12 protein-coding genes are annotated in these 12213 nt (G+C 65.7%); 6 read left to right on the plus strand and 6 right to left on the minus strand.

Annotated features, from left to right (window positions below):
* Window positions 1-708: type II toxin-antitoxin system HipA family toxin (locus ACDELDRAFT_RS13680; RefSeq protein WP_005797702.1), on the plus strand; the 708-nt coding region annotated here is incomplete at its 5' end.
* Window positions 709-1246: 538 nt separating this feature from the next.
* Here ACDELDRAFT_RS13680 and ACDELDRAFT_RS13685 read toward each other — a convergent pair.
* Window positions 1247-2494 (minus strand): PQQ-dependent sugar dehydrogenase, encoded by a 1248-nt coding sequence (locus ACDELDRAFT_RS13685; RefSeq protein ID WP_005797703.1) that lies wholly within the window; start codon window positions 2492-2494, stop codon window positions 1247-1249.
* 693 nt (window positions 2495-3187) lie between these two features.
* A complete protein-coding gene (locus ACDELDRAFT_RS13690; protein ID WP_005797704.1) occupies window positions 3188-4111 on the minus strand; it encodes a LysR family transcriptional regulator in 924 nt (307 codons plus the stop codon).
* Between the two features lie 152 nt (window positions 4112-4263).
* Here ACDELDRAFT_RS13690 and ACDELDRAFT_RS13695 point away from each other — a divergent pair, with 152 nt between their 5' ends.
* The 5 genes from ACDELDRAFT_RS13695 (at window position 4264) to ACDELDRAFT_RS25090 (ending at window position 7710) form a co-directional block, all read left to right on the plus strand.
* Window positions 4264-4896 (plus strand): NADPH-dependent F420 reductase, encoded by a 633-nt coding sequence (locus ACDELDRAFT_RS13695; RefSeq protein WP_005797705.1) that lies wholly within the window; start codon window positions 4264-4266, stop codon window positions 4894-4896.
* 61 nt (window positions 4897-4957) lie between these two features.
* Complete coding sequence (locus tag ACDELDRAFT_RS26205) at window positions 4958-5416, plus strand: DoxX family protein (protein WP_420042323.1); 459 nt, start codon at window positions 4958-4960, stop codon at window positions 5414-5416.
* A gap of 39 nt (window positions 5417-5455) precedes the next feature.
* The gene (locus ACDELDRAFT_RS13705; protein WP_040329202.1) at window positions 5456-6610 is read left to right on the plus strand and encodes an ABC transporter substrate-binding protein; all 1155 of its coding nucleotides are present in this window, start codon (window positions 5456-5458) and stop codon (window positions 6608-6610) included.
* Between the two features lie 111 nt (window positions 6611-6721).
* Entirely contained in the window at window positions 6722-7300 is a 579-nt protein-coding gene (locus ACDELDRAFT_RS13710) for a DoxX family protein (RefSeq protein ID WP_005797708.1), read from the plus strand.
* Window positions 7301-7383: 83 nt separating this feature from the next.
* Window positions 7384-7710, plus strand: a complete 327-nt coding sequence (locus tag ACDELDRAFT_RS25090) for a hypothetical protein (protein ID WP_157764932.1) — start codon at window positions 7384-7386, stop codon at window positions 7708-7710.
* Here ACDELDRAFT_RS25090 and ACDELDRAFT_RS13715 read toward each other — a convergent pair.
* The 4 genes from ACDELDRAFT_RS13715 to ACDELDRAFT_RS13730 form a co-directional block, all read right to left on the minus strand.
* Window positions 7691-8623 carry a M48 family metalloprotease gene (locus ACDELDRAFT_RS13715; RefSeq protein ID WP_005797709.1) on the minus strand — a complete coding sequence of 311 codons (933 nt, stop codon included), beginning with the start codon at window positions 8621-8623 and terminating at the stop codon, window positions 7691-7693. The two genes, ACDELDRAFT_RS25090 and ACDELDRAFT_RS13715, sit on opposite strands and share 20 nt — an antisense overlap.
* On the minus strand, window positions 8620-9144 hold the full coding sequence (locus ACDELDRAFT_RS13720) for an SH3 domain-containing protein (protein WP_005797710.1): 525 nt from the start codon (window positions 9142-9144) through the stop codon (window positions 8620-8622). The genes ACDELDRAFT_RS13715 and ACDELDRAFT_RS13720 overlap by 4 nt, the downstream gene beginning before the upstream one ends.
* A 159-nt stretch (window positions 9145-9303) precedes the next feature.
* Window positions 9304-11214: an adenylate/guanylate cyclase domain-containing protein gene (locus tag ACDELDRAFT_RS13725; RefSeq protein WP_005797711.1), complete on the minus strand. Its 1911-nt coding sequence runs from the start codon at window positions 11212-11214 to the stop codon at window positions 9304-9306.
* 373 nt (window positions 11215-11587) lie between these two features.
* Window positions 11588-12213: fumarylacetoacetate hydrolase family protein (locus ACDELDRAFT_RS13730; RefSeq protein WP_005797712.1), on the minus strand; the 626-nt coding region annotated here is incomplete at its 5' end.

Below are 12213 nucleotides of genomic sequence, written 5' to 3' on the forward strand. Positions count from 1 at the left end.
ACCACCCATCCCGACCTGGTGGCCAACGAATACACCGGCTACCAGCTGTGCCGTGCGCTGGGCCTGCACTGCGCCGACGTGCGCGTGATCACCCGCGCCGAAGCCGATCTGCCCGATGCCGTGCCCTTCGACGAGATACTGGCCGTGCAGCGCTTTGACCACCTGCCCGGCGGTGCGCGCGTGCACATGGAAGAATTCAACCAGGTGCTGGGCTATACGCCCCGCCAGAAGTACGGCAAGGGCATCCTGCAGGACTGGGCCACCATGCTGCGCGTGCTCAATCGCCTCAGCGGCCAGCCGGTGCAGGACACGCGCGAGTTTCTGGCCCGCATGGTGGCCTTCATCCTCATGGGCAACACCGATGCGCACCTGAAAAACTGGGCGCTGGTCTACCCCGACGCGCACGTGCCGCAGCTCGCCCCCCTGTACGACCCGGTATGCGTGGCCGCGTTTTTTGGCGGCGTGCCCGAAACCCAGTACGCAATGAACCGCGCCATCGACAACAAACTGAAGGCATTCGGCTGGAACGACATGGAAGCACTGGCCAGATCGGCGGGGTTGCTGCGGGTGCCACGGCACATGGCATTGCTGCGCAATACCGTGCGCCAGGCCCAGGCCACCTGGCCCGCGCTGCTGCAGTCCGCGCCACCCACCATGCGCACCGCGGTGCTTGAGCGGCTGGGTGGCGGGGTGGCGCTGACGGGCTGATCACTGCGGGTTCCCGCTCTTGGCGTTTGCCGATGCGGGCAGGCCAGGCCTCGGGCGGCCACGCTGCAGCGTCTGTGCTCACGGATTCGCCGCTCACCCAGCCCGGCAGCCTTTTGCCTTCAAGGCCTTCGGCATTCCATGAGGGCGGAGCACCCCTTGCTTCAACCCGCAGGGTGGCCACAGGATGGAAGGCCGCCCTGTGACCCGGCTGGATGAATGCCCGTCCGCACAGGGAACTGCTTCAGTCTTGATAGCGCCTTGCGCAAGTGCATCAAGCGCTGCAGCCGGAATTGATGCCTATTCCACGGCCGGAACATGCCCACCGCGTCCATGGGCGGCAGCCCGGCCATTGCCCCGGTCCCGCGGCCGTCCAGCCCTCTGGTCAGTTGAGCCGGCCCCTGCGCCGGCAGCGTCGGGTACCGGGTTACCGCCCCACACCGGTTTACTTGCGTTTTGATAGCAGCCAATGCCGCACCAGAAAGCGCTGCAAGCCATTTTCGCTGCCAAATCGACATGGCTCGGCCCCGAAGCGCCGCCATCACGGATGGGGATCACGGGTGACGCGCCACACCGCATTGCCCACGTCGTCCGCCACCATCAGCGCACCCCGCGAATCGACGGCCACGCCCACCGGGCGGCCCCAGGCCTGGCCTTGCGGGCTGACGAAGCCCGTCAGCACATCCAGCGGAAGACCAGCTGGCTGGCCATTGGCGAAGGGCACGAACACCACCTTGTAGCCGCTGCGCGGCTTGCGGTTCCACGAACCATGCTCCCCCACGAAAGCACCTTCCGCCAGGGCGGGCAGCAACGCCGGGCCGGTGACGAAGGCCAACCCCAGCGGGGCCACGTGGGAGCCGAGCGCGTAGTCTGGCGCAATGGCCTGCGCCACCAGATCGGGTCGTTGCGGCTGCACGCGCGGGTCCAGGTGCTGCCCGAAGTAGCTGTAGGGCCAGCCATAGAAAGCGCCTTCCTTGACGGAGGTGAGGTAGTCGGGCACGAGGTCGTTGCCCAGCTCGTCGCGCTCGTTCACCACCGTCCACAGCGCCCGCGTGTGCGGTTGCCAGGCCATGCCGTTGGGGTTGCGCAGGCCCGAAGCCCACACGCGGTGGGCGCCCGTGAGACGGTCCACCTCCCAGATGGCGGCGCGGCCCGCTTCTGCTTCCAGGCCATTCTCGCCCGCGTTGCTGTTGGAGCCCACCGTCACGTAGAGCTTGGCGCCATCAGGGCTGGCAATGAGGTTTTTCGTCCAGTGGTGGTTGATGGGGCCGGCCGGCAGTTCGACGAGGCGCGTGCCAGGCCCGGTGATGGCCGTCTGCCCGCTCTGGTAGTCGAAACGCAGCACCGCGTCGGTATTGGCGACGTAGAGGGAGTTGCCCACCAGCGCCATCCCGAACGGCGAATGCAGGCCCTGCAAGAAGGTGGTGCGGATCTCCGCTCGACCATCGCCGTCGGCATCGCGCAGCAACGTGATGCGGTTTGCCGAGCGCTGCCCGGCGCCCGCGCGCTTCATCACAAGCTTCATGGCCAGCCCCTTGAGACCCCGCGCATCCTGCGGCTTGGGAGGTGCGTTGCTCTCGGCCACCAGGACATCGCCATTCGGCAGCACCATCAACCAGCGCGGATGGTCGAGCCCCGTGGCCAGCGCCGTCACGCGCAGCCCTGGCATGGGCACAGGCTGCGTGCCTGCCGGCCAGCCCACGGCAGGTGCGATGTGTACCGTGGGAAGGGTGGAACGCTCGGGGGGTGGCAGAGTGGGCGCGGGACCTACGCCGGCCTGCGGGGGCATCTGCGACGGGGTGGCGCACGCGCCAAGGGCGCCGAGGGCACCCAGCGCCAGAACGGCGCGCCTCAGCAGGGCGCCTGCCCGTGCACACCAGACCCTGCGCCCGCCCACGTGGCAAGGCGTCGGGGTAGCGCGAGAAATCTGCATCACCAGGGCCCCCTTTGAACTGCGGCGCACGCCGCCGCACCTTTGGCACTGTGCCGCAGGGACAAGTCCCCTCGCGTAGGCGCGCAACGCCCGGGAATGTCCGCATTTGGCTTGAAGGTTGCACCCTTCTGCCCGCCCTCCCCGCCCGGCCCGCCGGTACAGCCGGCACTCTCGGCCCCCTGGAAAAAGGCCCCCAGCCTTGTGATCGCCCAGCGTGCGAACCGCGCCGCGCAAAGCCTTGGCCGCTGTCCCAAGAAACCACTTTCGCCACCGCATCAGATGGCGGGCCCATTGCGCTCGCGGCGCACTGCGCCTGCCGTTGCGCACGGCACCATTTGCCGTATCAAAAATGTCCGGTGTCAAGATACTTCGCTTTTTTGGCGAGTGAGCGCAAGCCCACGCAAGCTCATATCTGACGCGGATTTAGAGAACATTCGGGCGTTGGAAAAGACACGCTCCCTCCAGGTCAGGAGCCAAATGGGAGCCTGTGGATTGTGCACACTGAGCGCACTGACGCGATAGAGAGCGTAGGCGTTTGGAGCGCGGCGGTCATGGTTCGCCGTGGCGCGCACCCTCGGCAGACCACGGCGGATCACGCAATGCCTCCACCAAGAAGTCGATCAACTTCCTCACCTTGAGCGGCAACTGCTTGCGTGTTGGGTAGAGCGCCTGGATGCTGAGTTCGTGCAGCCGGAAATCTGGGAGCAGCTTGATGAGTCGACCATCGCGCAGGTCTTCATGCACCAAAAAGTCAGGCTGCAGGATCACCCCCTGATCCGCCAGCGCCGCCACTCTGCAGGTGTCACCGTTGTTGGCATGGATGCGGGAATTCACGTGCACTATGACTTTGCCTTGTGGGCCTTCGAAGCTCCACTCATCCCCGAACCTTGAATAGCTATACGAAATCACATCGTGCCGGATGAGGTCGTGTGGATGCTCAGGTATGCCGCGCCTCGCCAGGTAACCGGGAGACGCGCACAGGGCCATGCCTGAGCGAGCCAACTCACGGCTGATCAAGTTGGAGTCCATCGGCCTGCCGATGCGCACGACCAAGTCATAGCCTTCTTCCACCAGGTCAACAACACGATCCGACAGCACGATGTCCAACGTGACTTGTGGATTCTCGGCCGCGAAACGCCCCCACAGTGGAGCCAGGTGTATGACGCCGAACGTAAGCGGTGCGCCGATCCGCAAACGGCCATGCGCCTGGACCGTAGAGGCCGCTACCTCGGCATTGGCCTCCTCAACGGCCTGCAGGATGTCCTTGCACCGCTGGTAATAGGTGCGTCCCTCGTCCGTCATCGACAGGCGGCGCGTCGTTCGTTGCAACAGCCTGCCACCCAGTGCGGCTTCCAGGTCGGCAACCTGCCGGGAGACGGCGGGCTTGGAAAGGCCGGTCGCATCCATGGCACCGACGAAGCTGCCCGCATCCACGACCGCGACATAGGTTCTCATGGCCTGCAGAGCGTCCATTATCTTTCTCTGAGAGACTATTTGTCTAATTTTATCCAGTTTATCTCTCAATGAAAAACAAATAAATTTCAAGTGCGCCGACGTCTTGTATGGCGAGTGGGGAGACAGGTCTCCCTGGCAGTCAATCCCTGGAAGCTGAAAGGAACACCATCATGAACATCACCGTCATCGGCGCCGGCAACATGGGCTCGGGCTTCGTCAAGCAACTCGCCAAGGCCGGCCACCAGGTGCGCGTGACCGCGCGCGATTTGACCAAGGCCCAGGCGCTGGCTGCGGTCCAGGCGGGCGTCACCGCTGTGCCCGCCGGACAGGCATTGGGCGACTCCCAGGTCGTCATCGTGGCTACGGGCTATGCCGATGCGGTGCCGGCGCTCAAGGCCCTGGGGCCGCTGGAAGGTCGCATCGTCGTCGACATCACCAATCCTCTGACGGCCGACTACATGGGACTGACTCTGGGCTTCGACACATCGGCTGCCGAGGAGATCGCCAAAGCCGTGCCTAGTGCCCACGTGGTCAAGGCTTTCAATACAGTGCTGGCCCAGGTGCTGGCCGACGGTCCATCCTTCGCCGATGGCCAGACCGTCCCAGTGTTCTACGCCGGCGACGACGAGCGCGCCAAGCAGACCGTGCGTGCACTGGCCGAAAGCATCGGCTTCAAACCGGTGGATGCCGGTGGGCTAAAGAACGCGCGCTACCTGGAGCCATTGGCTGGCCTGAACATCTACTTCGCCTACGGCGCGGGCCAGGGCACGCAGATCGCGCCTACCTGGATCCACCGCGTCTGATCTGCTTTCGAATCGCGAGGAACCACCTTGACGCCGCTGCCCAGCCACTTCGTCTCGCATCGTGCCCCCACTTTCGCCCTGGAGCCAGGCCGCGCTGGCGCGTTACTGCGCGACATCGGCCAGCGCATCGAGGCGCTGCCTGACGTGCGCGCCGTGCAGGTGGTCTCTCCGCACTGGCGCACGCTCTCCGTGTTCAAGCCAGCGGGTACCGCGGCATTTTTTCCGCTCACTGGGACTGCCCGGCGGACTGGCGTATTTCACGATCGCGGCCGAGTTCGCTGGCGGCGTGGCGCTAATTCTGGGCATCTGGCCGCGCGCTGCCGCTCTCGATTTGGTGCCCATGATGCTCGGAACCATTGTGACTGTGCACGGCAAGGCCGGCTTCTTTTTCGACAGCCCCAAGGGCGGGTGGGAACACCCCGCCTTCTGGTCCGTCAGCTTGCTGGTGCTCGCGCTGGCAGGTGATGGCGCTTGGGCGTTGCTACCAACCAAGACCCTGCTCCAACTGATCGGCCTGTGATCGGCCAAAGCATTTTTCACCCCTCTCGCAAGAACCAACATGTCAAAACACATATCGACTTTCACTCCGGACCTGGGTCGTCGGCAATTGCTATCGGCTGCCATCGCGTTGCCTGTGGCAATGGCGGGCCAGCACGTCTCTGCGGCCACACTCGGTGCGGCCCATACGGCAGAAGCCGAGTCCGCGGAATTGCAAGCGCTGTATCAGGCTGCCATTCGTGAAGGGGGCAAGCTTGTCGTCTATGCAGGCGGCGATACCGCCCAGCAGCAGGATGCGACCAAAGCCGCATTCGTGAAGCGCTTCCCGGGCATCGACATCCAGATCATCGTGGACTACAGCAAGATCCACGACGTGCGGATCGATAACCAGATCGCCCGAGGCGCTGCCGTGCCGGACGTGGTGCAATTGCAAACGCTGCAGAACTTCCCGCGCTGGAAAAAGGAAGGGCACTTGCTCGCCTTCAAGCCAGCTGGCTTCGCGGGCCTTCATCCCCAGTTCAGAGATGCGGACGGCGCCTGGCAGGCCATCGGCGTGCTGGCCTTCAGCCTGATGTACGACGTGGCCGGGGTGGGCACGGACGCTCCCCGCTCCCCGCAAGATCTGGCCGATCCCAAGTGGAAGGGCAAGATCGCATCTTCCTACCCGCAAGACGACGACGCAACGCTGTTCCTGTTTAAGCAGTACGCGCAGGCCTATGGCTGGGACTGGGTGGGCAAACTGGCCACGCAAGACATCCAGTTCGCCCGGGGCACCCACACGCCACGCGAGGCCATCTCGGCCAAGCGTGCGCTGATTGGCACAGGCGGTTCTGGTTCGCTCACGGCCGCCGACGCGCCAGTGCGCTGGGCTGTGGCCGAGGGCCACCCCTTCATGGCCTGGGGGCAGCGCGCGGCCATCCTGAAGAGGGCGCGCAACGTCAATGCAGCCAAGCTCTATATGGCGTGGCAAATTTCCCGCGAACGCCAATCCACGTATTACAACGGCTGGTCGGTACGCACCGACGTCCAGCCCGCCGGCAACCTCAAGCCAGTCTGGGAATACGCCAACGCCCACGTGAACGAGTTTCCCGAGTTCATGGCTGATCGGGCGTTAGTCGAGCGGTGGCGCCAGACCTTCGTGATGTACCTGGGCGATGTGCAAGGACCGCCGAGCCCCGGCGTCCTCGGCCTGCAACCTGGGCTTGAGCGCCTCTAAGCCAACAGCGTGGCTGGGTCATTCATGGACTGCCGTGAAGACCTAGCCGTCCAACCGGACTGAACCAAAAGAGCAGTCAGGCCCGATCCATCAACCTTTAGCGCTATCCCTATGAAGAACAATCTTGATTTCAGTATCTCGCGCGAAAACCTCTTCATCCCCGGCTTGGGAAACTTCTACGAGAAATTCGCCATGCCCACCGGCTGGCTGCTGCTGCGCTTGATGCTCGGCAGCTGGATGCTGATTGAGGGCTGGCCCAAGCTGATGAGCCCCATGAGCCAAGTAGGCTTTGTGGAAATGATCGGTTTCCATCCGGGCTGGCTGTTCTCGCCTTTGCTGGCAGTAATGCAGGTCGTCGGCGGTATCTCGCTCATCCTCGGGCTCTACACACGGCCCTTTGCGCTGGCGAGTACCGTCATGCTCCTCGTGACGGTGTACTACCACTTGCAGTTTCCCTACGACGCGGCTCCATTGCTCACGCAGGCAGGAATAGATGCCCTCAAGGCGAATCCGGAGATGACGACCCCCAGCGGCGCCAAGCGCCTGGCCGATGGCGGATTGTTCTTTGTGGACCTTCTGCAACACAAGGCTATCCAGCTTTCCAGCCTCTGGGCCGCAGGGAATCTTTTCTTTGCCGCGTTTGGCGGAGGCGTTTTCTCGCTGGACCGCAAGCTCAGGAAAACCTTCTAACGGGTCGAATGAGCCGCCGCCAGTTCAGGCCAGATCGCGTTTTCGCGAATGACCTGCCATTGAAAGCCTGTATATAGGCGGCGTTGGCTCTGCTCAATGAAAGCGCATCTTCAAGCGGTGCGTTCGAGGTTGATATTGGCCACGATGACTCCTCGGAAAGACCCGTTTCCAAGAGCCACGTAAGGACCACGATAGCGGAAGCCGGGTCAGGTTTCGGAAAGCACCGGCATCTGATGGACGCGCCTAAGTTATTGATAAACCTGCTGTATTTAGCTTTGGCGCAGTCCAGCGAAGCGCCGGGCTGGAGCCAGCGTGAAATAAAAAAGCCCGCACGGGGCGGGCTTGCATTCACGGCGCGGCAGCGGCGCTGCCGCGGCATGGACCGCGCGGTCAGCGCAGCATCCGCTTGACGGGCTCGTACCGGTCCTGGTTGGTAGTGGTGGAGGCCTGGGCAAACTTCGCCGACAGCAGTGGCTCGAGTTTGGCCGCACGTTCGGCGGGTGCCGGATGGGTGCTGAACAGCATCTGGTAGTTGGCGTCCTGCGTCGAACCGGAAGCGGCATACATCCGCAACACGCTGGAAAGCCCCGTCGGCGAGTACCCCGCACGTGCGGCGTAGAGCACGCCCTGGCGGTCGGCGTCGAACTCGTCGGCCTTGTCCAGCCCCTTGGCGTAGATGTTCTTCACGGCGTTGACCACGGCCGAACTGATGGCCGAATTGCCCGCCTTGGCCTGCACGATGCCGCCGGCGATCTGCGTGAATCCGCCCTGCTTGAGCGCGGCCAGGTAGTGGCCCCGCATGACGTGCGCCACCTCGTGGCCCAGCACGCCGGCCAGTTCCGATTCGGACTTGAGCTGCCGCAGCAGGCCCACGGTGACGAACACGAAGCCGCCAGGGGTGGCGTAGGCATTCACGGCCTCGGAATCGATCACACCGAAGCGCCAGGCAAAGTTGATTTCACGCCCGTCCTTGTCCTTGGGACGCTCGGCCTGCATGGCCACCCACCAGCCGACCTGGTTCACGTAGCGCTGTACGGCTTCGTTGCGCAGCAGCGGGCGGGCGCCCAGCAGGACCGACGAGAACTCGGTTCCCAGCTTGCGCTGTTCATCGGCCGAATAGTCCTTGAGCGCGGCGGACGCGCCTTCGACGACATTCATGAGGCCGTCGGCCATGCCGCCGCCACCGCCTCCGCCGCCCAATGCACTCAGCGCGGTCGACAGCCCGCCCAGGCCGCCAGACGCCGCGCTGCCCGTGGGCATGGTTTCGCAGGCGGTCACGAGCATCAATGCGGCGAGTGCCGCTGCCAGTCGTTGGAGTTTCATTTGTCGGCTCCCGTGTAGGCATCGAAGGGCTGGCTCGCCAGCTTGCCGCTGCGTGCATATTGTTCGGCCTGGCCGCCCGTCACGGCGTAGCGCTCGAGCTGCTGCACCTCGGCCGGGGCCGGCTGCGCGTTGGCCAGTTGCTCCTGCGTGAGGCCTCGGGTGCCGGTGGTGGCCGTGGGGCGGGTGCTGCTGGCAGAGAACATGCCGGTCAAACCCGTGAGCGGGTTGGCGCTCGCGGCCGGCGCAGGCGCCGCGCCTTCCGCGGACTTGACGTGGGTCTGGCGTACCCAGCCCTCCTGGTTACCGGACTTGACCTTCAGCCAGCCCCCCTGCGAGCCGGTCTGCTCCAGCCGGGCACCCCGGGCCAGCCGGCCTTGCGCCTTGGCATCGAGCGCGGGATTGGCCCGCAGTTCGGTGGCCGTGGTCACTTCCAGCGACTGGGCGTGTGCACCCGCGCCAAGCAACAGCAATGCCGCGATGGCCAGCCGCCGCAGCCGTCCCCCGCACATGGTGTCATTCATGCTCTCTCTCCTGTGATGGGCAGCCTGCGCGGCCGCTCGCCTGTTGTGAAATTGCGGCCCCGTGGGCGCAACACGCTATTTTTCACGGTTTTCGCCCCGGCGTCCGGTGCTGCCGCCCGGAAAAACGGAACAAATGCCGATTTTTGCCACTCCGGCCTTTCAGGCCTGATTACCCGCCAGGCCCGCCGACAAGCCCTCGCTGGCCGGCAGGCGGCGGGGCTCAAAGAGCTGCACCGCCTGCTCGCGGCCCTTGACCTCGAACGCCCCCCGGTCGATGAATTCGAAGGCGCCCGCGCATTGTGCCCGCGTTGCCTCCGAAACGAGCACACGCGCAACGCCCTTGGTGCAACCTTCGATGCGACTGCACAGATTGACCGTGTCGCCAATGGCCGTGTAGTCCAGCCGCCGCGCAGTGCCCAGAAAGCCCACCACGGCCTCGCCCGTGTGCACGCCGATGCCGATGTCGAAGGCCGTCGTGGGGTCTGTGCGCGCCATGTCGCTGGCAAAGCGCTGCAGCGCGTCGGCCATGTCGAGCGCCGCTTCCACGGCCAGCACCGCGTGGCGAGGCTGGGCCATGGGCGCCCCCCAGAAGGCCATGATGGCGTCGCCGATGAACTTGTCGAGCGTGCCCTGGTGACGAAAGATGACCTCGACCTGCATCTCGAAATAGCGGTTGAGGATCTCCACGATCTCTTCGGGCTTGCGGTGCTCCGACAGACTGGTGAAGCCGCGGATGTCCGAAAACAGCACGGTGATCTCGCGGCTGGCCGACACCTCGGCCTCGGCCACCTGGGCCGATTCCGAAAGGCTCTGCACGATGCGCGGATCGACAAAGCGCGAAAACATGGCCTGCACATGCCGCCGCTCACTCATCTCCAGGCGCGAAGACAGCAGGCCCAGCGCCAGCAGGGCGCCCGCACCCAACGCCAGCGTGGACACCGGCATCCAGTACACATTGCGGCCCAGCGCCCACGCGGCGGCCGTGAGGGCCAGCGCCGCCACCACCAGGTAGCCGCTGGCCGCCCAGGTGGGCGACACGCGGCGCACGAAGGCCAGGCCCAGGCCGTTGATCAGCAGCAACGCGAGCGCTGGGCTGGCCCATGGCGGGGCTGTCCGCAGCCAGTCGCCGCCCTGCAGGTTGGCCAGCCCCGTGGCCAGCACGAACGGCCCGGGCGTGGTGGCATCGATGGGGGTGGGCACGAAGTCGAGCAGGCCGCTGGCGGTGGCGCCAATGATGATGATCTTGCCGCGCGCATCGAACGGCAGCCGGCCATCGCCGCTTTGCGTGGCCAGGTAGGCCTTGGCGTAGGGAATGCGCGTGAACTCGCGGCCATACCAGTTCAGGCGAAAGCGGGGGCTGGCCGGGCGAGGCAGGTCGAGCGCCTCGGCCACGCGGCCCAGGATGTGCGGAATCCACCAGCCCTGCACATCGCGCCCCAGCTCGGTCTGGCGGCCCAGCCCGTCGCGGTCCTTGATGAAGTTGATGTAGCCCGTGCGCCACGCTTCGGGCGGCAGGGCGGTGGGGCCGTCGATGCCGTATCGCGCCGCGGGGTCGGCCTTCTCGCCAGCACGGATGCCCATGGCCGGTGGCGCCAGGGCCAGCGTGGCGCGCTCGGCCGAATCCTCCATCAGGATCATCGGCACATAGGCCCGCTCGAACGCCAGGGCCTGCGCAAGCTGGGCGTCGTTTTCAGGCCGGAAGCGGTCGGGCGGCGAAAGGATGAGGTCGAGCACGATGGCACGCGGCTGCTGCGCCGCCAGGGCCTGGATCAGCTCGGCATGGATGACCCGGGGCCAGGCCCAGGCGCCGGCGACCTCGAACATCTGCGGATCCTTCAACGAAGGCTGGTCAATGTCGATCAGCACCACGTCTTCCGGCGGCACGCGGCCCTGCGCATGCCAACGCAACAGCGCATCGCCCACCCGGTTGTCGATGGCGTCGAGCTTGTGCGACCAGAGCAATTCGGCCATCGCCAGCGCGCTCAGCACGAGGCACAGCGCCCCATAGAGCGCAACGCGCCCGAAACGCTGGCGCAGGGTTTTCAGCAAGGACGTGGATGGGGCGTGCACGGGCGCGAGTATCCCTGCACCCAGGCACCGCCATCAACTGCACATGGCTGCGCGTGTCGGCGCCAGACCACAGCGGGACGCTGGTGCCGGGGCTTGCGCGCCATCACCACGCGGGGTAAGCGAGCGCCGTGCACGCCATGGCCGTGGCGCCGCGCCGGGCGCCGGCGCGCAAATGGGCGTGGTGCCAACGCGCTTGCCCGGCAGGCTGCGCCGGCCCCAGAAGCTGGCCGGCAAGGATGCAACACGCACCATTTCCGCCTGCTGGGCCGGGGCGTTCCGCGCCCTCCCACGCGATGCCCATCGAGGGCGCTTCATAAAAGATAGCAACTTGCGATTGCTGGACAAGCGCTGCAGCGCGAAAACTCTCCAAAACTCAGCCGGCCACGCACACCTGCGTCTGCTCGCCCAGGCCGGTTGCGCCCAGCCGCACCACGTCGCCGGGCTTGAGAAACCTCGGCGCGGGCTTCTGGCCCAGGCCCACGCCTGCGGGGGTGCCGGTCAACACAATGTCGCCGGGCTCAAGCGTCATGAACTGGCTGATGTACGACACCACGGCAGGTACGCCAAAGATGAAGTTGCGCGTGTTGCCGCTTTGCATGCGCCGGCCGTTCACCTCCAGCCACAGGTCGATCGCATGGGGGTCGGGCACTTCGTCGGCGGTAAGCAGCCAGGGCCCCAGCGGGGCGAAAGTGTCGTGGCTCTTGCCCTTGTCCCATTGCCCGCCGCGCTCGATCTGCCATGCGCGCTCGGAGACATCATTGGCCAGCACGTAGCCCGCCACATGCTCCAGCGCCTGCGCTTCGCCCACCTGGCGGGCGCGGGTGCCGATGACGACGCCCAGCTCCACCTCCCAGTCGGTCTTCAGCGCGCCGGCCGGAATGCGCAGGGCGTCGTTGGGGCCGCTCAAGGCGGTGACGGCCTTCATGAACAGGACGGGCTCGGGCGGCGGCTGCATACCGGCTTCGAGCGCGTGGTCGGCATAGTTCAGCCCCACGCAGA

The organism is Acidovorax delafieldii 2AN, assembly GCF_000175235.1.
GTDB classification, from domain to species: Bacteria; Pseudomonadota; Gammaproteobacteria; order Burkholderiales; family Burkholderiaceae_C; genus Acidovorax; species Acidovorax delafieldii_B.

Excerpts from the sequence above, each read along its gene's own strand:
- ACDELDRAFT_RS13685 (WP_005797703.1), bottom strand. The coding sequence starts at position 2,494 with ATGCCCCCGCAGGCCGGCGTAGGTCCCGCGCCCACTCTGCCACCCCCC.
- ACDELDRAFT_RS13690 (WP_005797704.1), bottom strand. The coding sequence starts at position 4,111 with ATGGACGCTCTGCAGGCCATGAGAACCTATGTCGCGGTCGTGGATGCG.
- ACDELDRAFT_RS13695 (WP_005797705.1), top strand. The coding sequence starts at position 4,264 with ATGAACATCACCGTCATCGGCGCCGGCAACATGGGCTCGGGCTTCGTC.
- ACDELDRAFT_RS13705 (WP_040329202.1), top strand. The coding sequence starts at position 5,456 with ATGTCAAAACACATATCGACTTTCACTCCGGACCTGGGTCGTCGGCAA.
- ACDELDRAFT_RS13710 (WP_005797708.1), top strand. The coding sequence starts at position 6,722 with ATGAAGAACAATCTTGATTTCAGTATCTCGCGCGAAAACCTCTTCATC.
- ACDELDRAFT_RS13715 (WP_005797709.1), bottom strand. The coding sequence starts at position 8,623 with ATGAAACTCCAACGACTGGCAGCGGCACTCGCCGCATTGATGCTCGTG.
- ACDELDRAFT_RS13720 (WP_005797710.1), bottom strand. The coding sequence starts at position 9,144 with ATGAATGACACCATGTGCGGGGGACGGCTGCGGCGGCTGGCCATCGCG.